This window comes from Chryseobacterium sp. IT-36CA2, from assembly GCF_949767875.1.
Classification (GTDB): domain Bacteria; phylum Bacteroidota; class Bacteroidia; order Flavobacteriales; family Weeksellaceae; genus Chryseobacterium.
The window spans coordinates 1-25,461 of record NZ_CATKPG010000026.1 but is presented as its reverse complement, the minus strand read 5'-3'; the positions used below and the strand labels follow the sequence as shown (position 1 = coordinate 25,461).

16 protein-coding genes and 1 tRNA gene are annotated in these 25,461 nt (G+C 36.1%); 10 read left to right on the top strand and 7 right to left on the bottom strand.

Going from position 1 to position 25,461, the window contains the following annotated elements:
- From ACM6F9_RS21605 to ACM6F9_RS21595, 3 genes are all read left to right on the top strand, one after another.
- Nucleotides 1–222 (top strand): signal peptidase, encoded by a 222-nt coding sequence (locus ACM6F9_RS21605; protein WP_414847567.1) that lies wholly within the window; start codon nt 1–3, stop codon nt 220–222.
- 61 nt (nt 223–283) lie between these two features.
- A complete protein-coding gene (locus ACM6F9_RS21600) occupies nt 284–1,576 on the top strand; it encodes a TlpA family protein disulfide reductase (protein WP_414847566.1) in 1,293 nt (430 codons plus the stop codon).
- 44 nt (nt 1,577–1,620) lie between these two features.
- Nucleotides 1,621–1,694: transfer RNA gene (locus ACM6F9_RS21595), tRNA-Met, on the top strand.
- Nucleotides 1,695–2,094: 400 nt separating this feature from the next.
- Here ACM6F9_RS21595 and ACM6F9_RS21590 read toward each other — a convergent pair.
- The 7 genes from ACM6F9_RS21590 to ACM6F9_RS21560 all read right to left on the bottom strand — a co-directional run bounded on the left by ACM6F9_RS21590 (nt 2,095) and on the right by ACM6F9_RS21560 (nt 12,072).
- The gene (locus ACM6F9_RS21590; RefSeq protein WP_414847565.1) at nt 2,095–3,393 is read right to left on the bottom strand and encodes an HlyD family secretion protein; all 1,299 of its coding nucleotides are present in this window, start codon (nt 3,391–3,393) and stop codon (nt 2,095–2,097) included.
- A gap of 302 nt (nt 3,394–3,695) precedes the next feature.
- On the bottom strand, nt 3,696–5,891 hold the full coding sequence (locus ACM6F9_RS21585) for a peptidase domain-containing ABC transporter (RefSeq protein ID WP_414847564.1): 2,196 nt from the start codon (nt 5,889–5,891) through the stop codon (nt 3,696–3,698).
- Between the two features lie 190 nt (nt 5,892–6,081).
- On the bottom strand, nt 6,082–7,596 hold the full coding sequence (locus ACM6F9_RS21580) for a vitamin K epoxide reductase family protein (RefSeq protein WP_414847563.1): 1,515 nt from the start codon (nt 7,594–7,596) through the stop codon (nt 6,082–6,084).
- Between the two features lie 746 nt (nt 7,597–8,342).
- Nucleotides 8,343–9,305 (bottom strand): DUF3810 domain-containing protein, encoded by a 963-nt coding sequence (locus ACM6F9_RS21575; protein WP_414847657.1) that lies wholly within the window; start codon nt 9,303–9,305, stop codon nt 8,343–8,345.
- 91 nt (nt 9,306–9,396) lie between these two features.
- Nucleotides 9,397–10,842, bottom strand: coding sequence for an MFS transporter (locus ACM6F9_RS21570; protein WP_414847562.1), 1,446 nt, complete (start codon nt 10,840–10,842; stop codon nt 9,397–9,399).
- A gap of 30 nt (nt 10,843–10,872) precedes the next feature.
- Nucleotides 10,873–11,610 (bottom strand): lysophospholipid acyltransferase family protein, encoded by a 738-nt coding sequence (locus ACM6F9_RS21565; protein ID WP_414847561.1) that lies wholly within the window; start codon nt 11,608–11,610, stop codon nt 10,873–10,875.
- Nucleotides 11,611–11,613: 3 nt separating this feature from the next.
- Nucleotides 11,614–12,072, bottom strand: a complete 459-nt coding sequence (locus tag ACM6F9_RS21560) for a GtrA family protein (RefSeq protein ID WP_414847560.1) — start codon at nt 12,070–12,072, stop codon at nt 11,614–11,616.
- 361 nt (nt 12,073–12,433) lie between these two features.
- Here ACM6F9_RS21560 and ACM6F9_RS21555 point away from each other — a divergent pair, with 361 nt between their 5' ends.
- The 7 genes from ACM6F9_RS21555 (at nt 12,434) to ACM6F9_RS21525 (ending at nt 24,643) form a co-directional block, all read left to right on the top strand.
- Nucleotides 12,434–12,697, top strand: a complete 264-nt coding sequence (locus ACM6F9_RS21555) for a hypothetical protein (RefSeq protein ID WP_089696488.1) — start codon at nt 12,434–12,436, stop codon at nt 12,695–12,697.
- A gap of 85 nt (nt 12,698–12,782) precedes the next feature.
- The gene (locus ACM6F9_RS21550) at nt 12,783–13,631 is read left to right on the top strand and encodes an ATPase (protein ID WP_414847559.1); all 849 of its coding nucleotides are present in this window, start codon (nt 12,783–12,785) and stop codon (nt 13,629–13,631) included.
- Between the two features lie 16 nt (nt 13,632–13,647).
- A complete protein-coding gene (locus tag ACM6F9_RS21545; protein ID WP_414847558.1) occupies nt 13,648–15,939 on the top strand; it encodes an NADP-dependent malic enzyme in 2,292 nt (763 codons plus the stop codon).
- A gap of 193 nt (nt 15,940–16,132) precedes the next feature.
- A complete protein-coding gene (gene ruvA / locus ACM6F9_RS21540; RefSeq protein ID WP_105703328.1) occupies nt 16,133–16,717 on the top strand; it encodes a Holliday junction branch migration protein RuvA in 585 nt (194 codons plus the stop codon).
- Nucleotides 16,718–16,774: 57 nt separating this feature from the next.
- Nucleotides 16,775–23,806 (top strand): cell surface protein SprA, encoded by a 7,032-nt coding sequence (gene sprA / locus ACM6F9_RS21535; RefSeq protein WP_414847656.1) that lies wholly within the window; start codon nt 16,775–16,777, stop codon nt 23,804–23,806.
- A 107-nt stretch (nt 23,807–23,913) separates the two neighbouring features.
- Nucleotides 23,914–24,291, top strand: coding sequence for a glycine cleavage system protein GcvH (gene gcvH / locus ACM6F9_RS21530; RefSeq protein ID WP_414847557.1), 378 nt, complete (start codon nt 23,914–23,916; stop codon nt 24,289–24,291).
- Nucleotides 24,266–24,643, top strand: a complete 378-nt coding sequence (locus ACM6F9_RS21525; protein ID WP_414847556.1) for a VanZ family protein — start codon at nt 24,266–24,268, stop codon at nt 24,641–24,643. Before gcvH ends, ACM6F9_RS21525 begins: the two co-directional genes overlap by 26 nt.
- The last annotated feature ends 818 nt before the right edge of the window (nt 24,644–25,461 follow it).

Sequence of the window (25,461 nt, the reverse complement as noted above, 5' to 3'; positions counted from 1 at the left end):
ATGAAAACTATTAATAAACTAGTACTGGCGCTTTTCCTATTTGTTGTATCTTTAGCATATGCTAACACTCCACCATCACCACCACCATCAGGAGGAGGAAATGGAGGAAATGGAACAGGATCACCGGCTTCACCTATTGATATGTACCTTTATGTACTTGCTATTGTAGCAATTGTATTTATTTTCTATTATACAAAAAAGTACAAAAGCGTAAAAGCATAAAATTTTATTAAAATAATATTAAACTCTCTGATTAGTCAGAGAGTTTTTTTATTTTTACCTTATGAAAAAGATTTATACGTTATCTGCAATTTTAGCTGCATTTGCTCTACAGGCACAGTTTACTGTTACAATTCAGACTCCGGCAGACTTTAAAGACAAAGACGCTATTCTATATACATTAAACGGCTCGAAAGATATTATTGTTACTAAAGAACAAAGTAAGAATAGTACATGGACCTTTAAGTACCCGAGCAATTATATGGGAATGATGAAAGTCTATTTCCCTGGCTCTAATAATACGGTAAGCTTTATTTCTGAAAATAAAAATGTGAACTTTAAACTGGATATCCAGAATAATAAAGTAAAAGATGTTATTTATCTGGATGATGCTAACAACCTGATGAGTAAACAGCAGGAAGGCTCACAAAAAAAAGAACTTATTTTGCCGGCTTTAGCACAAATCAAAGAATATTATAAAGATAATACCGATTTTGGAAAAGCTCTGAAAACAGAGATTGACAGACTTTCCGGTAATTCAGGCTCTATTGATGCTGCTCAGCATCCGTTTATTGCTTACTATAACACCAATTACAGTAAGTTTCTTTCTAATACACAGGATTCCACCAAAAAAGTAAGCCAGGAGGAGATTATCAACTTTTTGGATAAGTCAGGAGATATGTTAGAAAGTTCATCATTATTGAGACCTGTATTGGTAGCTTATCTGAACTCTGGAGGTAATACAAATGTGACAAAATCTGTTGATGCATTGTTAGATCGTTTGAAAGTGGAAACTCCAAGAGGGCAGACTGTATTGTCAGAACTGATTGATATTTTTGATGTGTATCAGATGGATGAATACAAGAGCAAATACTTATCCCTTGCTAAGAATCTTAAGTGCACCATAACAGACAGGCTTGCTTCTACATTAAAGTCGAATGCAAACATTGAAATGGGAGCTGCTTTTCCTAATTATAAGTTCCAGTCACCAGTTAATACTACTGCGAAATCATTATACGATGTAAAGGCTGATAAAAAGGTCATTGTATTCTGGTCATCTACATGTTCACACTGTGAAAGCGAATTGCCTAAACTTCTGGAAAAATACAATGATCTGAAATCAAAAAATATCCAGATTGTGGGATTGTCTTTAGACGTTGATAAAGATTCATATGCTAAAAAGATTGCTGCATTTCCTTGGGTGAATGATTCAGAATTGAGAGGATGGAACAGTAGTTATACCGATACGTACAATATTCATGCAACTCCGACGTATTTTATTTTAGATGCTAACAATAAGATTATCAGTAAACCAGACCATGTTGGCGATGTTTTGGAATATTTTAAGTTAAAATAATTTTGGAGGTAAAGAAATATTTTCTATATTTGCACCACCAAAACGGCGAGGTAGCTCAGTTGGTTAGAGCGCAGGATTCATAACCCTGAGGTCACGGGTTCAATTCCCGTCTTCGCTACAATAAACCGCAATCATTAAATTAATGATTGCGGTTTTTCTTTTTAAAAATACTACAATTTCATCTTTTCATTTTTATAAATAATAGTATTCCAATAGAGCATTAGGGGAATATTGAGCCTATTTCAATTGTACCTCATCCTTTTTACTTTGATATAATAGATGAATATTTACTGATCCCTCTCTGTAGCCTTTTTTATAACCCTTTTTTGGAAGATTTATTATTTTAAGGCAAATGCCTGTCTCGTTGATAAAACGTCTATAATAGGGGAGGAAATGGGAAAATATAATCGTCTTTTTCTTTACAATAAAATTTTGGCACACTATCATTAGAATACATTTATAAAAAAGCCGTCTTACAATCTGTAAAACGGCTTTTGTTTTTTTGTATAGGTATTTTATTAAACCTGATATCCAAGAAGTTTTCTGATTTGATAGAAGAATCTTTCAATGAGTCGTAAATCTTGTGTTACGATTTCTGCGCTACCTCTAAGCTCTTTATCGAATGTTAATTTTTTGTTGTAGCTTGTTTTTAATCCTTTGGGTAAAATCACATCTACATAATAATTTCCTTTATCATCAGGAATCAGAGATATGTTCTGTACTTTTCCTTCAATAATACCATATTCCTGGAATCGGTAATTGTCTAATTTGATCAATACTTTTTCACCCGGAATGATCTTTCCTGAGTTTGTGGTTGGAACAGACATTCTGCCCACCAATTGCTCTTTATTTTTCGGAAGAATAGAAAGGATTGGTTCACCTACCTTTACGAACTGATTTTCGCCAAAAAACTGCTGGAAACTTGCGACACCATCTGTTGATGAAATAACAAGATAATTCAGTTCCCATTGTTTTAACGATTTTCTTAATTGCTCAAGAAGCTGTAAGGTTTGTGAAGAGTATGTAATTCTGTCTTTTTCTGTATTAATGGCAGTTCCGCTTTTGGTTTTATTAAGATTGGAGATCCCTTCATCCATTTGTGAAATGGAAATTTTAAGGTTTTCAAGGTTTTGCTGAGCCTGAAGATATTTGATCTTTTCATTCTCAAGTTCCATGGCCGAAATAACCCCTTGATTGAAGAGTTCCTGAGATCTGTTGAAGTTTTTTCTGGTCAAATCATATTTGATTGATTCCAGATTTTTTTGTTGTTTTAAAGTAGCTATTCTTACTTTGTATTCAGAAATACTCTGATTGGCAGCCAAATTTTCCGGAGCGTAAGGCTGTAATCTTGTGAAAAGGGCTTCATCCTGGAATGCTTTTGCGAAACTGTTGTATTCGCCCTGCAATTCACCTAACTTAAATCTTGAAGCCTGGGCAAGAGGAAAGGTATATAACTTATCAGGAGTAATGGAATCTACCAGTTTTTTTAGTTCTAAAATATCTTTATAATTGGCAGCAGACTGCATCACCATAAGTACATCATTCTTTTTAACTTCCTGATGGTCTTTTATGAATATTTTTTCAATCTTGGAACTGGTCCTTGCTTCTATTTTCTCCGGAGGATTCTGAGAAGTTACAATAATGGGAGCCGGAACAAATTCCGGATATTTTATAATGTAGCTCATGAAGAGAATCAGCAGGAGGATAATAAATATCACAGTATTTCCCCAGCGGATCATCCAATGTGGTGGCTGGGTAAGAATATCCTGTACGCTTTCTGAGCGGAGTTCAATATTGTCTAAAACGTCTTCTTTCATTGTTTTGTAGTAAAATTTCCCCCAATATTTCAGGGGGAATATAATTTAAATAAACGGACAGTTGCCATCATACCACTCAGGTGCTGATGTGTCTGAATCTGGCGGGCACTCAAAATGTTTTATACGACATGGTACCCAACTGCCAAGACACCAGGATCCACAACAGTTTCTGTCTGGAATAACTACCCCTCCGCTGACAAGTGTCAAATCTTTTCTCGAAAGTTTTTTTAGATTTTTCATGATAAATATTAGTTTTTAATTTTTCCTACTCTATAAGCTTTTCGGATACCACTATATGTTGATTAGCTGCCTAATTCAAGCTGATTTCTTACAAGTCTGTAATATTCTCCCCTTAAATCTACCAGCTCAGCATGGCTTCCTTCTTCTACCACTCTTCCATGATCCAGTACAATGATTTTATCTGCATGTCTTACCGTGGAAAGTCTGTGTGCAATTACTACAGCAGTTTTGCCTTTAAAGAACTGCTCAAGGTTTTCCATAATCACTTTCTCATTATTAGCATCCAGTGCTGATGTGGCTTCATCAAACAAAATATACTCAGGAGATTTGTAAACGGCTCTTGCAATGAAAAGTCTCTGCTTCTGGCCGCCGCTGACTCCAACACCTTCATTACCGATCTTTGTATTATAGCTTAAAGGAAGACTTTCAATAAATTCTTTGATATTAGCTATTTCTACAGCACGTCTCAACTTTTGTTTGTCGATATGATCTTCACCTACAGCAATGTTATTGGCAATAGTGTCGTTGAAAACATACCCTTCCTGCATTACGACTCCACAATGATCTCTCCAATATCTCGGAGAAATATTTTTCATATTGGTATTCCCGATTCTGATCTCACCTTGATCAGGATCATAAAACTTCATCAACAGTTTCAGCAAGGTTGTTTTACCACTTCCGCTGGCTCCTACAATTGCTGTGGTCTGCTGATAGGGAATGGTAAGGCTTAAATTTTCAAAAACAGGAACATCAGAGCCAATATATCGGAATGACATATCTTTGATCTCTATATCTCTCTTTGGAACATCTGTCACATACTGCTCATTTTTATCCTCTTCATCATCTTTATCATGAATTTCCCCTAATCTTTCAAGGGAAATTTTAGCATCCTGAGTCTGCTTGATAAAGTCGATGAGCTGTAGGAGAGGACTGTTCAGCTGTCCGATAATATACTGAACTGAAAGCATCATCCCCAAAGTAAGATTTCCACTTAAAACAAGTTTTGCCGAAAGAAAACTCACCAGGATATCTTTCATCTGGTTAATAAAGTTACCTCCTACAGACTGCCATTGTTCCAGTGAGAGGGATTTTATTCTGATTTTAAACAGTTTTACCTGAAGAAATTCCCAGTCCCATCTTTTTTGTTTTTCGGCATTATGCATTTTAATTTCCTGCATACCGTTGATGAGCTCAATTACTTTACTCTGCTCCTGGGAGACTTGTGAGAACCTTTTGTAATCAAGTTCTTTCCTTTTTTTCAGGAAGAAGCTGATCCAGCCGATATACAATATCGCTCCAACAAGGTAAACGATGAAAAGTCTGTAATCATAAAACAGTAAAACAATACTGAAAATGATAAGATTCACCAGTGAGAACAGGGTATTTAATGATGAACTGGTAAGAAGCTGCTCGATTCTGTGGTGGTCATTAATCCTTTGCATGATATCTCCTGTCATTCTCGTATCAAAGAAACTTATCGGAAGTTTCATCAGTTTGATAAAGAAATCAGAGATAATTGAAATATTAATTCTTGCTGAAAGGTGAAGAAGAATCCAGCTTCGGATGGTTTCAATTCCCATTCTTCCCAGGAAAAGCATGATCTGTGCAAGTAAAACGACATAGATAAAATTAATGTCCTGGTTCTGTATCCCGACGTCTACAATACTTTGAGTAAGAAACGGGAATATCAGGGACAGTAAACTTCCTCCTAAAAGCCCTATGGCTAACTGAATAACAAGTGTCTTGTACTTAAAAAGATATTTGGAAAGAAAAGTAAAGCTGGCTTTACTTTCTTCAGCATCAAATTCGGTCTGGAAAAATGCGGGAGTTGTTTCAAGAATCAGGACAATTCCTTCTTCTGTATTTTCGTTGGCATTTTCTCCAATCCATGATTTTATGAATTCTTCGCGTGTATAGGTGATTAGTCCGTAACTGGGATCTGAAATGTATACTTTGTTGTTTTTATCAATTTTATAAACAACAACAAAATGATTTTTATTCCAGTGTGCAACACATGGAAAAGAAACCTCTTCTTTAAGGGTATTGAAGTCGATTTGGACCCCCATTGATCGGAATCCAAGGTTTTCTGCCGCATCGCTTAGTCCAAGAAGGCTGCTTCCTTCACGTGTTGTTTCGGAAAGGTTACGAATCTGCTGCAGGGATATACTTTTACCGTAATACTTACTTACGATCCTAAGACATGTAGGACCGCAATCTTTAGTGTCTGGCTGCTTATAAAATGGAAATTTTTTTTTCAAAACTACTACTCATTATAAAATGCCGTCAAGGGATGACGACATTTTTTGCTTTAATTCAATTATAATTCAATGAAATGGAAACTGAAAATAGTCCCATTTATCACTGTTTTTCTGCTCTCTTGCATCTTTTCAGATGGTTATTTTGTTTTTCCTAAGATAGTGAAATTTTTGAATCGGTAAGATTTATTTACTAAATCTCATCATCCTCTATTAATTCATCAATAAAGAATAAAATATCTTCACGATCGTACTTGTCAGGGAACTGATATCCGTTGATAATAAAGATGGGAGTAAAGCTTAATCCTGCATTACTATTCTCCTTAGACATTTCCACCAGCGGATTCAGATTTTCTGATGTTACGTTTCCTCCGGAAAGAGTATTAATCTTGCTTTCGTCCTTCGTTTCAAACCATTCTTCTACTGCATGTAAAAATTCTTTTTCAGGTTTGTTGTGATAAATGTGAGTAAGGTCTGAAATAAGTTGTGTGTATTTTTCCGGTGCTCTTTCAGGGCTGTAATTGAATCTCATCTGTAAAGAAATATTCTCCGGATATTTTTCAAGAAGACCTTCTGCCAGTTTATGGGCATCTTTACAGAACCCGCAATACGGATTGGAAACAATAGAAATACGAAGTTTAGCATCTCTTTTCCCCACTGCAAAAGTTTCTGTATCCTGGAATTCGATTTTTTGATTCTGCTCCATCTGGTTTTTGAAAAGCTCATAGTTTCTTTTGAATCTAAGATTTTTCGCATTCGATTTCTGAAGAGATTCTTTTTGCTCAAGCAATGTATTGAAATAAATAACCGCAGAAAAAACAAGTGCCCATAGAATTACAGTCAATAGAAGAGTTCCTACGCTGAAAGACAGGTTTTGGAAGAATAAGCTGCTGATCACCAATTGTCCCACAAGGATTGAAATAATCAAAAGGCAGACTCTACAAAATGTCTTTTCTACAAAAGCCTGAATGTATAGAGAATAGCCTATTGCCAGTACAGAAACGAAAGTAAATCCTTTTACAAGATAGGCTGTTGCTGGTAAGAACAAACCTAATACTGCAAGTCCGGCAAAATAGATCAGAGAAAAATCTGCAAATTTCAACCCTAAAATACTGGTTTTATCCTGCTTTATAATTTTATCACATGAGTTGGCTGTCTGGCTTGCAGCAGCACCTCCGCCACCACATATACTACCGATTACTGTAGATGTATTTCCGAATTTCTGATTGAAGATTTCCAGTGAAATATAGACTCCAGCCAAAGAAAGAAGATTGAAGATGGCTTCATAAATACTTTGGCTTATCAATGAATAAGCAAGTACAGCTGCAAAAATGATGTAAAGAACGGGTTTGAAATTGAATGCCAGTTTATTTTCTACATTTTCCGTTTTTTCAAATAGAAGTACGAAATCTGTTGACTTGGTATAAAGTTCCTCTTTGCCGAAGGTTTTTGCTTTTTCTGAATATACTGAATAATTGCCTCCTGATTTTTTTACAAGTGAGAATGAGTTCTCAACAATGGCAATAAATTCTCCCGGAAGTTCGTCCCAATATTCTTTGTCTAGTTCATAAGCGTCATTTTTTACCCCCATAAAGTTAAGGGTGTCACTGAAAGCCAGTGCAGATGGGTAATTGGGATGGGAGTTGAACTGGAAAATAAATTCCTGTTTATCGAGTTTTAAGTGGTTAATTAGTTTGTCAAAAATCATATTAATATTTTTATCTAAAATACACAGATGTTTTAAATAAACAAAAAATTTTTTCTTTTATTAGTGAGATATAAGTGGTTGTTGATAGATTTAGTTTGACTTTCAATATTTTATTTTATAAAATGTGGATTTAAATGTAGATTGTAAAGTATGTTATTTGATTGGATTAGATTATTTTTTACACGGATTGAAGTGTTTCTCAAGTTGCAAAAGTTTCTTTTGAATGGATAAAAAGAAGGCAAAATTCTAAAACTTATCTGGATAAAATGGAAGATTGTTATTTCTATAGAATTTTTGCTTTTAAATGAGTAAATAGAATAAAAATTGCCAATGTTTTTTCGCTCACAAAATCTTTGAAATTTTGAAGATCAAATTGTAGAGATATCTCATAAAATAGTGTAGATAACTCCTATTTTTAAAATGGTAAAAAATAGGAAAAGTAGAATATTATCTATTTAAACAATCGTTTAATTTTGTAAATAATTAATAGGTTATAGGTTATTTAAACGATATTTTTACATTAAATAGGGGAGTTGGTTGTGATTTGTTAAGTTGGGATGTGAACTCAAAAAAACATAAAAAATCATAAAGTTTTCTTAAAGTTTTAAAAAAGGAGGGAAATGTTTTTGTATTTATAAAATATGTCGTACTTTTACATCGCCTTGAATGAGGGAACAAGTCAAGGTAATAAATTTTTTTTCATCATTTGTGTTTTTAGAATCGTATCGCCTGATACGATTCTTTTTTTATGTATTTTCATAGTTTAAGAGAAGATCTATAAAGTAAGAATAGGTAACAGAGCCTTCTTGCTGATTGCTTTTCAGGAACAGGTTATTGGTAAATCCAAAGAAATCATCCAGCCAGCCCTGATGGCTTAAAACGAAGCTCTTTTCGTAAGCCCTGTCTCTTTTCATAGCAGGAGAATACTGATGAAGAATATTCTTTACAAACTCGGGATCTTCCTCCACGATAAATCTTAAAAGACTCTTTAAAGTAAAAAACTCAGTGCTGTATCTCAACTCCAAATTATTGGAATGAATTCCTATTAAATACCCCACAAAATTGGCCTCCTGCTCGCGCGCAAAACCAAGCTGATGAGAGCTTTCATGGGCAGTGGTAAAAGGAATGAATGTATGGGGCAGTTCAGGATTATACTGAGCTTCTGCGGTGAAAGGATTGTAGTATCCCAAAATCCCTGTAAAACTCATTATATTTTTGAATAAACTGGGTTTAATATCTAATACTTGAGGTGTTTTTTTATCCGAAATATATGAAGGCAGCTTTGTCTGTTGAGATAGAATTTCTTTTTGTATAGAGGTAAGGTTGGTAATGATAAATATTCCATTGCCATCTTCTTTTACAGACTGCCGTGTTGTTTTACATTTTTCAAGATAGGTAATAGCAAGCCTTTTTGCTTTTTCTATTTCCGGTTCTTTCTGGCTCGCCAATTTTTTGATGATAGGAGTCTGGAAATACAGCATTCCCCAAAATACCTGATAAATAAAATAAAAAATATTGATGATCATCAGGATTCTGATTAAAGAGTTACTTCTTCTTTCCTTCCTGAATAAAGTGATTACATAATACAAAAGGAGAACTCCCAGCACAATATATATAAGATCTCCCATAGAAAAAGGAACCCAGCTGAATAGCATCTGGTGAATTTCTTTTTGAAGCTCAAAAAAGTTCTCAAAAAAAGAAATCATGATCCCTGATTTTGAGAAGACATAGAACAAAAGAAATTGGGCAAGTAATATACCTGCCCAAAATCGTTTCTTTTTATATATTGTTTTTGTTATATTAATGACCACTACCTTTAGATATTTTATTAAGATCAATGCCCTGAGCTTTTAGAATCCCAGTCACACGGATCGCATAGAATGCAAGATAAGCAAAACAAATCACCCCTACGATATAACTAAAGTGAATATTGATAAGATCTGCAATATAACCCTGTATAAAGCTTACGATACCTCCTCCCATAATCATCATAATAAGGTATCCTGAACCTTGGTTGGTGTGCTTTCCAAGTCCGTTGATCGCCAATGCGAAGATACATGGCCATAAAGTAGAACAGAAAAGACCTACACTCGTAAATGCATACACAGATACCATTCCCGTAGTAAACATCCCTATAAGCAAAGCTGTAATCCCTGCTAAAGAGAAGATCAGAAGCATTCTTGCTGGGTTTCCTTTACTTAAGATATCACAGATGATCATCGCAATAATAATAAACCCATATACATAGAATGGAGAAAGATCATGCTTAGCAAGTGCGTTTACAAATAAAAATACACCAAATGCCAGATAAGGAGCTAAAAATCTTAAGATCTTTTTGAAACCTGCATTCACGTCAAATGCCTCTACAGCACCTGTCCAACGGCCAATCATCAATGATGCCCAGTATAAAGAAATATAAGGGGCTACATCTTTGGTTTCAAATCCTAAATTCTTTTCCATATAAGCGGGAAGGTTACTTGCTGTAGAAACTTCCACCCCCACATACACGAAGATTGCGATCATTCCCATAACCAATTGAGGATACTGGAAAGCTGATGTTCTATGCTCTCCCGGAGTTTTATCATCTGTATTCTCAGTATTAGTAGGAGTTACAGCAGGAAGAGAGGAAAATTTAAGCATTAAAGCTACAAGAGCGAAAGCTGCTCCTAATATCAGATAAGGTATTTTTACACTTTCAATACTTGCTTCCGTATTACCAGCGCCGGCAGAACCAAAAATAGCAAACGCAACAATAAGCGGTCCTATGGTAGTTCCTAAATTGTTGATACCTCCAGCCATTGTTAATCGCTGAGATCCTGTTTCTGTAGGACCTACTTCAATAGCAAGCGGGTTGGCAACAATCTGCTGAAGAGAGAATCCTAAACCTACAATAAATAATCCGGAGATCATTAGAGGGAAAGAATGCATATTGGCAGCCGGATAAAACAATAAAGTTCCCATTGCGGAAATAAGAAGTCCCACAATAAGACCGTTTTTGTACCCGATTTTATTGATCAAATCCTGTTTCAGGCTCTTTGATACAAGCATATAAATTAAAGAACCTACAGTATACGCTACATAAAAGCATATCTGTACCAGCATACTTTCAGTTTGGGATAGATTGAAGGCTTTTTGAAAAACAGGGATCAGAATATCATTACTGGCGGCTACAAATCCCCAAAAGAAGAATACAGTAACCAACGGAATGAATTGAGCCCAATTGGTTTGTTTAGAATAATTTGACATATTTATTATAGATTTCACAAACAAATATAACTATTTCCTTTCAACGGAATACCTAATTAAGGTTTTTTTTATTTTCTCATAAGCCTCTGCCTTTAAGTCTTTTGGCGAATCAGTGGGCTCCATGGTTCCATTGAAATATACCTTTACTCGTCCAGGATAGCCTTTTGAGTTCTCAAACGGGAACATTTCCTTGAGTCCCACAAAGGTATAAACAGCTATAGGAGAATGATGTTTTGATGACAGCATAAATGCGCCGTCCTTAAAATCATCAAGAATAATAGAAGTATCATCAGGGACACCACCTTCAGGAAAAATAGCAATGCTGTTGCCTTCTTCCATCTTCTCTGCACATCTGCGGTATACATCTGCACGGCTTTTGGCACTTGCTCTGTCTACCATGACACAGATTCTTTTATATATGGTTCCGAAAATAGGAATCTTTACCAGCTCTTTTTTTCCTACAAAACAGATCGGATGATGTGGAGAAAGAATGCAGACAAGCATAATGTCCATGATGGAAGTATGATTGGAAATAAATACATAAGGTATATTCTTATCTTTTTCCTGCTCCGAAAGTTTAATCAGGTCATATCTGAAACCCATTCCGTAGAACATCCCGAAACACCAGAGTCTGACAAGTTTATATCCGTATTTATAATGCTTTTTATTAAAGGATAAAATATAGACCGGGATTCCGATAATAACCGTCAGAAAAAAAGCCAACAGCAGCAGCCAGAATCTCCAGAGATAATTTAAAATTTTTGTCACAGCTTAACCGTTAAAAATTACTTTCTTCTTTATCGAATAATTCAGAATGGAAACCAGCACAATTGCAGCAATTTTACTGATCATTTCCGGGCTCAAGGTATAAAAAAATAAATTGATATTATCTTTAAATATAAAGCTGTAGAATATCTGGAAAAAACCTAAACTGAGTAAAGTAGAAAAGAAAGATACTACCATAAAATAAGCGAACTCTTTTCTCTTGGAATGTTTTCCTCTTTCAAAAACAAACCAGATACTCAGAAAGTAATTGGTAATAATCCCGCAGCTGGTAGAAAATATATTACTTAAAGGATAATGTACTCCATAGAAGTTAGTCTCTCTAACAAAAAAATGAGGAAGATAGGTACTGAATATCTTAAAGCTGCCTATTTCTACAATAGCACTCAGCCCTCCTGCAATGATGAAGAACAAAACCTGTTTCTGACGTATGAGTATTTCTTTCATTCAATTTTAATCTAAAAAATATTTGTACAGATTGTGTAAGTAATGAAACAGCTGCAATCTGAAAAGGCAAATGCTTTATTATATTTTTCTCTTATTAAGAATTGTTTTAGAATATCAATAACCGGAGAACTTCACAATATGATTGTGCAAATTTATAACTATATGTTAAACACTGAAAAAAGTTGTTAAAATATTTTTTTTAATAAAAATTATTTCTAATTTTAATACTCAGAATGATGTAATAAAGACCTGATAATAAATTCATTTTCAACTTCTTGTGTTGATGGTTTTTTCTATCTTGTAGTGCACGATTAAGAGCATATACTCCAACATTTTATGACCAATTATTAATAATATTTGTATGAAAAGTCAAAACAAATACAGAAAATTCCAGCTTCAACAGAAAAATATTGAGGCTCTTGAGAAAGAAAATTCCCGCTTCAAAAGAGTGTATTCCGAATATGAAAATATGTCAAACGAATTGTGGAATCTTGAAAACTCCAAAGGAGAACCAGTGCCTGATGATTTTATCAATGCTATGGTATTACAGACTTCCTATCTGGAAGATGAAATAGAAGATTGGTTAATACAATTCAACGAAAAAAAAACACAGATTAAACATTAATGATTTTAGACAGCTTCCAGATTGTTTTAAATGCTAATTGAAGATAAATTCCTAATTTAGCACCCTTAAAATAAAAATGATAAACATGGTTGCTATTGTTGATGGTGGTTCTACAAAATGTGATTGGGTGATTTTGGATGACTTTCAAAAAGTCTTTTTAAAAACAGAAACAATCGGTTTCAATCCTAATAATACCAAAGCAGAACTTATTGTACCGGAAATAGAAAAAAATACAAATCTTGGTGCTGTCAAAAACTCTATAACTAAAGTCTTTTTCTATGGTTCAGGATGTGGAATTGCATCCAACCGTGCAATTATTCAAAAAGAACTTCAAAGGGTTTTTACCAAAGCCGAAATAATAGTGAAAGAAGATCTTACTGCCGCAGCTTATGCTGCATATAACGGAAAACCTGCAATAGTATGTATTCTTGGAACAGGATCCAATTCTTGCTATTTTGACGGAACAGATCTGAAAGTGAAACTTCCTTCGCTTGGCTTTCTTATGGATGACGGAAACGGCAGTTCTATAGGAAAACAGCTGGTGAGAAGATATTTCATGCAGAAACTTCCGGATGACCTTCATCAAGAATTTGAAGATACTTATCATCTTTCCATTGAAGAGGTGCTTAAGAACATGTACCATACTTCCATGCCTAATGCTTATCTCGCTAATTTCAATAAATTTGTTGTAGAAAGAAAGGATCATCCTTATTTTAAGAAAATGGTTTTTGATGAAATGCTGAGCTTCTTCGAATTCCAGGTTCTTCCTTATGAAGAATCAAAAGAAGCGGAGATCAATTTCATAGGATCAATAGCATATTATTATGAAAATATTCTACGTTCTGCAGCAGCAGAGCTTAATTTAAATGTGGGACATGTAGTTCAGAAACCAATTGAAAGCTTAGTAGATTACCACATTAAATACATACTTTAACAAAAAACAAAATTTTATGTCAAGTAACAACAATCGTGACGGAAAGAACTTTAGCCAGGCCGCGCTAGATTATCATAAAGCAGAACCCAAAGGAAAAATTGAAGTTATCCCATCAAAGCCACACTCTTCTCAAAGAGACCTTTCGCTGGCTTATTCTCCGGGAGTAGCAGTTCCTTGTATGGAAATTCATGATAAGCCTGAAACTGTGTATGATTATACAGGAAAAGGAAACCTGGTAGCAGTAATTTCTAACGGTACTGCCGTACTTGGACTGGGAGACATCGGGGCTGAAGCTTCAAAACCGGTAATGGAAGGGAAAGGACTTTTATTCAAAATCTTTGCAGATATCAACGTTTTTGATATTGAGATCGACGAAAAAGACCCTGATAAATTTATTGAAATTGTAAAAGGTATTGCTCCTACTTTTGGAGGAATCAACCTGGAAGATATTAAAGCTCCTGAAGCTTTTTATATAGAACAAAAGCTGAAAGAGGAATTGAATATTCCTTTGATGCACGATGACCAGCACGGAACAGCAATTATCTCAGCAGCTGCATTGATCAACTCTCTGCAGATTGCCAATAAAGATATTGATAAAGTGAAAATGGTGGTGAACGGAGCGGGTGCAGCAGCTATTGCATGTACCAAGCTTTATATTTCATTAGGATTGAAAAAAGAAAACGTCCTGATGTGCGACAGTAAGGGAGTTATCAATCATAAAAGAGAAAACCTTACTCCTGAAAAACTAGATTTCATCGTTGAAACAGACATTGAAACATTAGAAGATGCAGTAAAAGGATCTGATGTTTTTGTAGGATTGTCAAAAGGAAACGTAATGACTCCGGAAATGCTTTTGAGCATGAACGAAAACCCTATCGTATTCGCTTTAGCTAATCCTGATCCGGAAATTGCTTACGATCTTGCTCTTGAAACCCGTAAAGATGTAATCATGGCAACAGGAAGAAGTGATTATCCTAACCAGGTAAACAACGTATTAGGATTCCCTTATATCTTCCGTGGTGCATTAGATGTACAAGCTACAGGAATTAATGAAGAAATGAAACTTGCAGCAGTACACGCGATTGCTGATTTGGCAAAAGAACCAGTGCCTGAAGCTGTAATTTTAGCATACAACGTTCAAAACCTTCAGTTCGGAAGAGAATACTTTATTCCAAAACCTTTTGATAACAGATTGATCACTAAAGTATCAAGCGCTGTGGCAAAAGCAGCTATTGAAAGTGGTGTTGCAAGAAAAACCATTACGGATTTTGAAGAATACGAACACCAGCTTTTAGATAGAATGGGTAGAGATGAAAGATTGGTAAGAATGATGCAGAGCCGTGCAAAATCCAATCCGAAAAGAATCACCCTTGGAAATGCTGAAGAATACAATGTATTGAAAGCTGCTCAGATTCTGTATGAAGAAGGAATTGCTTACCCAAGTCTTTTAGGAGATAAAAAATACATCAAGGAGCAAATGGAGCGTTACGGAATTACTCTGGATGTTCCCATCATTGATCCAAGTGATGATGATCAGAAAGAAAACAGAAAAAAATACAGAGAAACCCTTTGGAAACTTCGTCAGAGAAAAGGAATGAACGAGTACAAAGCCAAAAGATATGTACGTCAGAGAGACTATTTCGGACCTTTGATGCTGAAACACGGAGATACTGACGGTCTTATCGTAGGATTCTCAAAAAACTATACTTCAGTTTTACGCCCTGTTCTTGAAGTGATTGAAAAAGATAAAGGAGTAGATAAAGTAGCGGCAATGATGATGATTCTATCTGAAAAGAAACCTATTTTCTTCGCAGATACATCTATCAACCAGAATCCTACATCAGAAGATCTTGTAAATATTGCTAAAATGGCAGAATTTACAGTGAAATCTTTCGCTATCGAACCAAGAATTGCAATGCTTGGATTTGAAAACTTCGCTGCGATCTCTGAAACTTCTAAAAAAGTAGCAAAAGCAGTAAGCATCCTTCATGAGAAATTCCCTAAAATGGTTGTGGATGGTGAAATTCAGCCGGATTTTGCAATGAATGCAGATCACCTGAGCGATTATCCTTTCTCAAAATTAGGAACTACACCTGCCAACACCTTCATCTTCCCGAACCTGGAAAGTGCCAACCTTTCTTACAAAATTCTGAGAGGAATGAAAGTAGCACAGGTTATTGGACCAATATTGATGGGATTAAAGCAGCCAGTACACGTACTTCAGATGCGTTCAAGCGTAGATGAAATTGTAAACCTTGCTACCATTGCTGTTCTTGATGCTCAAAGAAGAGAAAAGAAATCAAACTAAATTAGATTTTCTTATTAAAAAATGACACTTTAAACCGTGTTGAGATAATAAAAGACTCCATATTTTGGAGTCTTTTGCTTTTATGTTAATTCATTGAATTCTTACCTAAAAATTAAGTTAAAAATCATTCGCACGTGAAATGAAAACATTAATTAGTTTAAATTGCTATATTTGGGAGTTTTAAAAATTAATAATGATATTTTCTTTACAAGGCAACGTTCAAGAACTTACGCCTACCTACGCAGTCATCAATGTACAAGGGGTTGGTTACTACGTGGGAATCAGTTTGATGACCTCACAGACGCTGGTTTTGAATCAGCAGACCTTTTTATTTATCCAGCAGATCATTCGTGAAGATGCTCATCTCCTCTTTGGATTTAACACACGTTCAGAAAAAGAAATGTTCAATCTGTTAATTAGTGTTAATGGAGTGGGAGCTGTGTCGGCACTTATCCTGCTGTCTACGTTAAGCCTTGATGAGATCGCTTCTGCAATCCTTTCCGGAAACAGTGCGTTGATTCAAAAAGCAAAAGGAATTGGTGCAAAAACGGCCGAAAGAATTATTGTAGATCTTAAAGATAAAGTACAGAAATACAGCGATCCGAATGCGAACATTTCTGTGATGGTAGATAATAAAATCAAGGAAGAATCGTTATCTGCATTAGAAGTTTTAGGAATTCCTAAGCGTGCGAGTGAGAAGATTGCGGATAGAATAATAAAACAAAATCCAAACATCTCGGTGGAAGAATTGGTTAAACAAATCTTAAAAAACATTTAACATTTGGTGGCGAATATTAAGCATCTTAACATATTTTTGTTCCTGTCGTTCCTGTTTATGTCTGTCGGTGCTTTTGCACAGGTACAGAGAGATACGGCGATCATAAGAAAACAATATGAAGTGGCTGACCCTACGAGGTATGAAGCCTATTACGACATAAAAACCGGGATGTACTACGTATATCCCAAAATCGGAAATACCATTACAGGTCCTCCTACAGCAATGTCTCCGGAAGAGTATAAACAATATATGCTCGCTACCCAGACTAAAGCTTACTATAAGGAGAAATCTGATAAGTACAACCTCCTTTTCAGAAAAGACAAATCAGATGCAAGGAGGAAGGGACTTATCCCTTCTGTAATGATCAATAACAGGCTTTTCGAAACCATTTTCGGAGGTAATAAAATTGAAATCATTCCTTCAGGGTATGCATCTCTGGATTTTGCCGGACTTTACCAAAAAATTGACAACCCGATGATCCTGCCTCAAAACAGGACCAATTTTACCTTTGATATTGATCAGAGAATTCAGCTGGGATTATTAGGTAAGGTAGGGGAAAACCTTCAGTTAAAAGCCAATTATGATACCCAGAGTGGTTTTGCTTTCGAAAACAGAATGAACCTTGTTTGGCAGGCAAAAGGAAGCTGGAAAGACCTTCAAAGCAAAGGTCTTGGAAATGTAGATAAACCCAATGAAGGAGGAGAAGATAAAATCATTAAAAGAGTTGAATTTGGTAACGTAAATATGCCGCTTTCAACCAGTCTGATCCGTGGCTCACAATCATTGTTCGGGGTGAAAACCGAATTCCAGTTAGGAAAAACATTTGGAACAGTAGTTCTTTCCCAACAACAGGGTGAGGCTCGTAATATTGTCGTACAGGGTGGTGGGGTTATGAACAACTTTAAAGTCAATGCCATTGATTATGAAGAAAACCAACACTTCTTTTTAGGACATTATTTCCTGAACAAATATGATGATGCCTTAATTAATTATCCACAGATCAACTCAACCATCAATATTACTAGAATGGAAGTTTGGGTACTTGATCAAGGGAATAGTAATCTTGCTTATCAGAAAAGTATTATCGGGATTAGAGACCTTGGGGAAGCAGCTGGTGGATTTACTTTACCTGATAACTCTCTGAACGGTTTATATGATGGGGTTTCATCAGTAGCAGGATCCAGAGAAGCTGGAAAAAACTATGGGACTATTTTCCAGGGACAGGTGCTTCCGGGAGACCCTACGCCTTATGATAATGGAGAACAATTTATCTACAATACAAAAGCGAGAAAGCTTAATGCTAATGAGTTTACCTTTCAGCCACAGCTTGGATATATTTCATTAAATCAAAAACTAAATGATCAGCAGCTTTTAGCTGTTTCATATTCTTATACTGTTAATGGAAGCAACAAAGTATACAAAGTAGGGGAATTTTCTGAAGAAAGCCCAGTGCTGATCACAAAAGTATTAAGAGTAAATAATAAAGTGAACACTCAGTCTCCTATGTGGGATCTGATGATGAAGAATATCTATTCAATAGATGCAGGTCAGGTAGCACAGGACGGATTTATTCTGAATGTATACTATAGAGACCCGAAAACCGGAGGTAAGGTAAATTATCTTCCGGATACCCCTGTAAAAGATCAGAACTTACTGAAGTTATTCAACTGGGATCGTCTTAATATGAATAATGACATCCAGAATAACAAAGACGGATCCAAAGGAGATGGTATTTTCGATTTTGTTCCCGGAACTACCATTAGACCGGAAACAGGAAGGGTAATCTTTACCAAAGTACAGCCTTTCGGAAAATATCTGGAATCCAAATTAGGAACCAGTGATCCTCAGTATGTCTTCCAGGATCTTTATACCAAACAAAAGCAGTCTGTGCTTTCCAGTAACCTTTCTCAAAGATATACATTGGAAGGCCGTTACAAAGGAGTTCAGGGACAAGGTATTTCTTTAGGAGCGGTAAACGTTCCTCAGGGATCAGTGAAAGTGGCTGCAAATGGGGTACAGCTTACAGAAGGTGTAGACTATACAGTAGACTACATGCTTGGGACGGTTACCATTATCAATGAAAATGTAAAACAATCCGGGCAGGCAATTAATATTTCATTAGAAAATCAGTTGACATTTAATACCCAAAGAAAAAGATTCTTAGGATTAAATTTGGAAAGAAGGTTCAGTGAAAACTTTATCTTAGGAGGAACGGTAATCAATTACTCAGAATCTCCATTGACCCAGAAAGTAAACTTCGGGCAGGAAGCGGTAAACAATACCATGGCAGGAATTAACCTGATGTATAACAATCAGGCTCCTTATCTAACCAGATTTGCCAATAAAATACCGATGGTAAAAACCGAAGCCCCATCCAACATCAACTTTAAGATGGAAGGCGCCTATCTGATACCTGGATTGAATAAAGGAACAAACAACCAGTCATATATTGACGATTTTGAGCAAACCACCTCGAAGATCTCATTAAAAGAACCTGCTGCATGGAGCTTAGCTTCAAAACCAGAAAAAAATACCTTGCCGCCATTTAACACAGTGCCTGGCAATGACGATTTAACAAGTGGGTATGGAAGAGGACTATTAACTTGGTATAATATTGACCCAAGATTCTGGGGGGTTGGAGGAAAAGCGCCTTCAGGAATTACACCTCAGTCCGTATCCAACCATGCTTCAAGAAGAGTACAATATTCGGAGATTTATAACAACAGAGATTTCGTAGCAGGAGAGCAAACTTTCACCAATACTTTCGATATCTCTTATTTCCCTAAAGAAAAAGGACCATACAACGTAAACCCAGTAACAGAGCAGGTACAAAGCAGATGGGGAGGAATTATGAGATCAATCAGTGTTCCGAACTTCGTTGCTTCCAATATTGAATACGTTGAATTCTGGATGATGGACCCTTATGCCGATGGTAAAACTCTGGGAACTGATCCAAGACTTTTACTGCATTTAGGAAACGTTTCAGAAGATGTTCTGAAGGATGGAAAAATGCAATACGAAAACGGACTTCCAACTCCTGTTACACCATCATCTACCACCAATTCAAATTGGGGAGTTCAGCCAAAACAGCCACCAATCTTATATGCATTCTCTACAGAAGGAGATGACAGAAGAGTACAGGATGCCGGTTATGACGGTCTTACTTCTGATCAGGAAGCAATGAGATTCGGAAATACATTTGTAAACCCGGTAACCAATATTGCTGACCCTGCAGTGGATGACTTCGTGTTCTATCTTTCTGATAAATTTACAGGATCTCAGGCGTCGTCAGTGGTGGAGCGTTACAAATATTTCAGAAACCCGGAAGGAAACTCAGAAGCGAACTCATTGAACGTAGCTTCTCAAACTCCGGATGCTGAAGATATCAATAAAGATTATAACCTTGATCAGACAGAAAACTATAACCAGTATGTTATTAAACTTGACCAACCTAGCTTGACACTTGGGGGAAATAATAATATTGTAGATGTTAAAACGGTAAAAGCAACATTCCAGAATGGGCAGACTTCAGATGTCAAATGGTATTTATTCAGAATCCCGGTATCTAAGTATGACCCACAGGAAGGATCACATGATCCTTCAGTATTGAACAATGTAAGATTTGCAAGATTAATGTTGGCAGGGTTCGATCAGACCTCTACTTTAAGATTCGGAACAATGGATCTTGTAAGATCAGACTGGAGAAAGTATGATAGTAAAATCGCCAGTACAGTTGTTACCGCACCAGAAGAAGGAACAGGTACTGTGGCAGATCCGAACTTTGAAGTAGGAAGTGTAAATATTGAAGAAAATGCACTGAACCAGCCTCCGTATGTATTGCCTCCAGGAATTGACAGACAGGTATTAAGTGGAAATGCAGGAGCTCAGAGACAAAATGAAGCTTCACTTTACATGAAAGTAACTGATCTTAAATCAGAAGCAAGAGGGGTATTCAAAAATACAACATTGGATATGAGAAGATACAAAAAGCTGAAATTATTTGTACACGCTCACGATCCATTGAACAGAGTAATAGGAATGGATGAGAAAACCAAATTCTTTATTCGTTTCGGAAGTGATGCTACTGATAACTATTACGAATATGAATCATCATTAAAAATGACTCCAACAACGGCAACAGCTCCTATGGAAATCTGGCCAATGGAAAACGAAGTTGATTTCGATGTTCAAAATTTTGTAGATGCTAAGATCAGGAGAGATAAATCGGGAGTAGCGGTTACCAATAGAACAATGGATCTTGCATACCAGGAACCTTTCAAAAATATTTATATTAAAGGTAGACCAAGCTTAGGAAATATTACCACCATTATGATTGGGGTAAGAAATGCAGATGTAAGAGGTGGTGCCGGAATAACCAGAATATTATGGGTAAACGAAATCCGTCTTTCTGAAATTGAAAATGATGGAGGATATGCAGGAAATGCCAGCCTGAACTTTAACATGGGAGATCTTGCAACAGTGAATGCAAATGCATCTTATACTTCAGTTGGTTTCGGAAATATTGATTCTAAACCGGCAGAAAGAACACAGTCTACCCAATCAGCATTCAGCATTAATACTGCTGTTAATTTAGACAAATTCCTTCCGGAAAAAACAGGAGTGAAGATTCCTTTAAACTATTCTTATTCACAGACTATTGAAGATCCGAAATATAACCCTCTGGATACCGACGTGGAATTCAATAAGGCACCCAATAAGGATCAGTTGAAAAAAGTAGCGAGAACATACACTCAGCAGAGAAGTATAGGAGTCGTTAATATGCATAAGGAAAGAGTAAATCCAAATAAAAAGCCTAAGTTTTATGACATTGAAAACGTTTCGGTAACGGCTGTTTATAACGATGACTATTTCAGAGATATTTATAGAAAAAAAGATTACAAACAATATTTGAGAGGATATATTGATTATAACTACACGTTTAAACCGTGGGTAATTAAGCCTTTCAATAAAATGATCAGCGATACTGCAAAATCTACGAAATATTTGAGATGGGTGAAGGAATTCAATTTTAATCCTATCCCTACAAGAATATCTTTCAGAACTGAAATTGATAGAAATTACAATGAGCTTGAGTTCAGAAATGTAGAAGCTATCCTTAGTGGAGATATGTATAGTAATGCCAATGTCATCAGAAGCAGAAACTTCTTCTTTGGATGGCAGTACGGTTTAGGGTTCAATTTCACAAAATCATTAAAACTAGAAATCAATTCAGCAACCAGAACCCTTAATGACAATCTGGACGTAAACTCGATGGACAACAAATCGGTTTTTGGAAATGTATTCAGAGCTGGAAGACCTGTATTGTATAACCACAGAGCACAGTTGAATTATAAACTGCCGTTCCAGTATTTACCTTATCTGGATTTCATTGATGCTGAGGTAGGATACGGATTTACTTATAACTGGGCTGCAAGATCTACTTCATTGCTTAGATTTGTGGATCCTCAAACCAATCAGCTGCAAAGTTTAGGATCTGTGGGACAGAATACCAATGTTATTCAGGTAACAGGTTCTGCAGACCTTCCTAAGTTCTTTGGGCAGTTTAATTATTTTAAAAATATAAATGCCAAGCTTCAGAAACGCAAACAGGAGATGGACTCTCTGAACAATGTTTATACAAAACAATGGGAGAAGAACAGATACAGATATAAAAAGTATAAGTTTAAAAATAGACTTACCCCACTTCAAAGTGCTGCATTCTTCCTTACCTCTTTCAAACAGTTGAATGTAAGCTACACTGAAAATAATGGTACTGTACTTCCAGGATTATTGTCTGCTCCAAACTGGTATGGATCCGGACAAACGCTAGGAGGGCCAACAATCGGATTCCTTTTTGGATCACAGGCAGACATCAGAAGAACAGTAATGGAAAACGGATGGGTGAGTGGTTCCAATTATATGACAGATCCATATCAAAGAATGTCTACTAAAGAATTGAGGGCAGACTTACAGGTAATGCCAATGAATGATTTAAGGATTGATTTAAATGTGTTGCATACTTTTAACAGTAACTTCTCACATACAGGATTTAACTATACAAATAACGGAGTTCCTGATCCTGGCTTTACATTTGCCAGCGAATTGACAACGTATTCCAACACAACAATGCTTCTTAGCACTTCATTTAAAGATGGGCAGGCAGTTTACCAGGCTATCAGAGAAAATGCAAGAGCCCTGTCACAACAACTTGGAGGTACAGGAGCACTGGATAACAATGGATTTGCTCAGCATTACAGTATTGGAAATGCTTATGTATTGATTCCTGCCTTTAGAGCAGCTATGGAAGGCAAATCTGTGACACCAATGGGTAATCCTAAAAAATCAGGGTTCCCATTACCAAACTGGAGAATTGTTTACTCGGGATTAAAAAATATTCCGATAATAAGCGGACAGTTTACGAAGTTCGATATCCTACATGGGTATACAGCAACTTATACTGCTACAGGAATCCAGAGTAATGTAGATTATCATGGTAATCCGGGTGGGTACTATCAAACTGTGGATAATGCAGGTAACGTACTTAAAAATGAGGGGGATAAAATCAATCCATATACATTCGCACAGGTAGGATATGTAGAATCTTTCTCACCCCTCATCGGAGTAGATGTTACCATGAGAAATAATATGCAGTTCAGAATCGAGTATAATAAAACAAGAATGATGGTATTGGGATTAGTTAACCAGACGCTTACTGAAGATGCTAATACAGAATATCGAGTAGGTCTTGGATATATTATTAGAAACTTCAGATTGGGAACAGCTAACATCAGAGGACGAGGAACAAGAGGAAAAGGAAGTGACCTGAACATCAGAGGAGATATTTCATTAAGAGACAGCAAAACCTCCATTATGAATATTCTTCTAAACGATGCACAGGTAACAGGAGGACAGAGATTGATGAATATCAAACTTTCTGCAGACTATAATGTTTCCGAGAATCTTAACCTGAGAGTATTCTACGAACAGATGACCTCAAAGTATAAGATCTCCACAGCATTTCCACTGTCAACGATCAGAGCAGGTATCTCTGCCACATTTACATTCGGAGAATCCGGAGGCGGATTCTAAAAAAGATACAAACTTAAAAGTCCTTCAGTTTTGAAGGACTTTTTTTATATCCAATATTTGAAGCTAGTATATTTTTGAATACATTTGTACAAAATAAAAATTAAAAAATGAACACACCATCAGAATTAAAGTACACGAAAGATCACGAATGGATCAAGATCGAAGGTAATGTAGCTACAATTGGTATTACAGACTTTGCTCAGGGAGAACTTGGAGACATCGTATACGTAGATGTAGATACTGTAGATGATGATCTTAATGGAGGAGATGTTTTCGGAAGTGTAGAAGCAGTAAAGACTGTTTCAGATCTATTCTTACCTATCGCAGGAAAGGTTATTGCATTTAATGAAGACTTAGAAGGTCAGCCAGAATTGTTAAATACAGATCCTTATGGAGATGGATGGATCATCAAATTGGAAATTGCTGATGGGGCAGATCAGTCTGAGTTACTTTCTGCAGATGATTACAAAGCAATCATTGGATAAGATTTCAAAAATATTTAGTAAGATATTGCCCATTTATTGGGCATTTCTTACTTATATGCTTCTCAAGCCCGGAGAAGAAAACCAGGAATACTGGTTTATGTTCAGCGGTATCGATAAGGTATTGCATTTAAGCATATTTGCAGCCTTGGGTTTTTCTTTTATTGCTGCATTTCCCAAAATAAAATTCTCATACTTCTTTCAGATCATCCTTATCTATGCATTCCTTACAGAAATTCTGCAGGAAGAAATGGGATTAGGCAGATCAATGGAAACTTTGGATATCGTAGCAGATGCTATCGGATGTTTATTGGGCTACTATACCTATAAGATGTTGATCAAGCGCTTCTTTTAACGCAGGTCCTTAAAATAATCAGAATTTCTATTCTTACCTCTTAGTATCTCACTTCTCCATCTCTCTCAAACCTACTTACAATCATCCTCACTCTCAGCCCCTCTCACTCTCCACCATTCTCAGGAGCTTCATCCTGCTATCCATTCCTACTCCTCGCGCCAGCGCACCCCACGCCCAAACCCACCCACCAACTCATACTGCGGGGTAACCATTTCTATCAGGGCTAGGGGAGTCAATTATAAATTATGAATTATGAATAATGAGTGATGAATGATGGGTTATAAAGTTACGGGTTCCTGGTTGCTGGGTTTCGGTAATCAGGTTGAAGTTTTTAAATCTATCATTCCTATACAAACCAGTGTGGAGATATCCTGCTATTCCCATTGTGTCATTCCGCAAGAATCCCAACTTATTTACGAGAGCCTTAAAGCAAGTAAAATGACAGGATAATGTCTAAGCTTTTTTAGCAGTAAGTATTAGCAGTGTCATGCTGAGCAGAGTCGAAGCATTTTACTTACGATGCATAATATTTCTGCTATTATAACCTCTCTTATATATATTGTATCTATTATTCTCTGTGCAAATCCGTGCAGTCTGTGGTTAATTGTATCTGGCGATTCAATAGAAGCGGGCTTTATCCCCAACTTGGAAAAAGAATATTTCTAGAAAGATATCTATTATTGTATAATATATATAGGTATACCTTTCATTACTCATTACTCATTACTCCTGAAAACCCCTTTCACCCCCAAACTCTCCAGCTTTCAACCCCTCTCGCCGAACATTCCAAACAAATGTTTAAAATTTTTCTCTCTGCA

Excerpts from the sequence above, each read along its gene's own strand:
- ACM6F9_RS21580 (WP_414847563.1), bottom strand. The coding sequence starts at position 7,596 with ATGATTTTTGACAAACTAATTAACCACTTAAAACTCGATAAACAGGAA.
- ACM6F9_RS21560 (WP_414847560.1), bottom strand. The coding sequence starts at position 12,072 with ATGAAAGAAATACTCATACGTCAGAAACAGGTTTTGTTCTTCATCATT.
- ACM6F9_RS21605 (WP_414847567.1), top strand. The coding sequence starts at position 1 with ATGAAAACTATTAATAAACTAGTACTGGCGCTTTTCCTATTTGTTGTA.
- ACM6F9_RS21570 (WP_414847562.1), bottom strand. The coding sequence starts at position 10,842 with ATGTCAAATTATTCTAAACAAACCAATTGGGCTCAATTCATTCCGTTG.
- sprA (WP_414847656.1), top strand. The coding sequence starts at position 16,775 with ATGTCTGTCGGTGCTTTTGCACAGGTACAGAGAGATACGGCGATCATA.
- ACM6F9_RS21525 (WP_414847556.1), top strand. The coding sequence starts at position 24,266 with ATGATTACAAAGCAATCATTGGATAAGATTTCAAAAATATTTAGTAAG.
- gcvH (WP_414847557.1), top strand. The coding sequence starts at position 23,914 with ATGAACACACCATCAGAATTAAAGTACACGAAAGATCACGAATGGATC.
- ruvA (WP_105703328.1), top strand. The coding sequence starts at position 16,133 with ATGATATTTTCTTTACAAGGCAACGTTCAAGAACTTACGCCTACCTAC.
- ACM6F9_RS21590 (WP_414847565.1), bottom strand. The coding sequence starts at position 3,393 with ATGAAAGAAGACGTTTTAGACAATATTGAACTCCGCTCAGAAAGCGTA.
- ACM6F9_RS21600 (WP_414847566.1), top strand. The coding sequence starts at position 284 with ATGAAAAAGATTTATACGTTATCTGCAATTTTAGCTGCATTTGCTCTA.
- ACM6F9_RS21545 (WP_414847558.1), top strand. The coding sequence starts at position 13,648 with ATGTCAAGTAACAACAATCGTGACGGAAAGAACTTTAGCCAGGCCGCG.
- ACM6F9_RS21550 (WP_414847559.1), top strand. The coding sequence starts at position 12,783 with ATGGTTGCTATTGTTGATGGTGGTTCTACAAAATGTGATTGGGTGATT.
- ACM6F9_RS21555 (WP_089696488.1), top strand. The coding sequence starts at position 12,434 with ATGAAAAGTCAAAACAAATACAGAAAATTCCAGCTTCAACAGAAAAAT.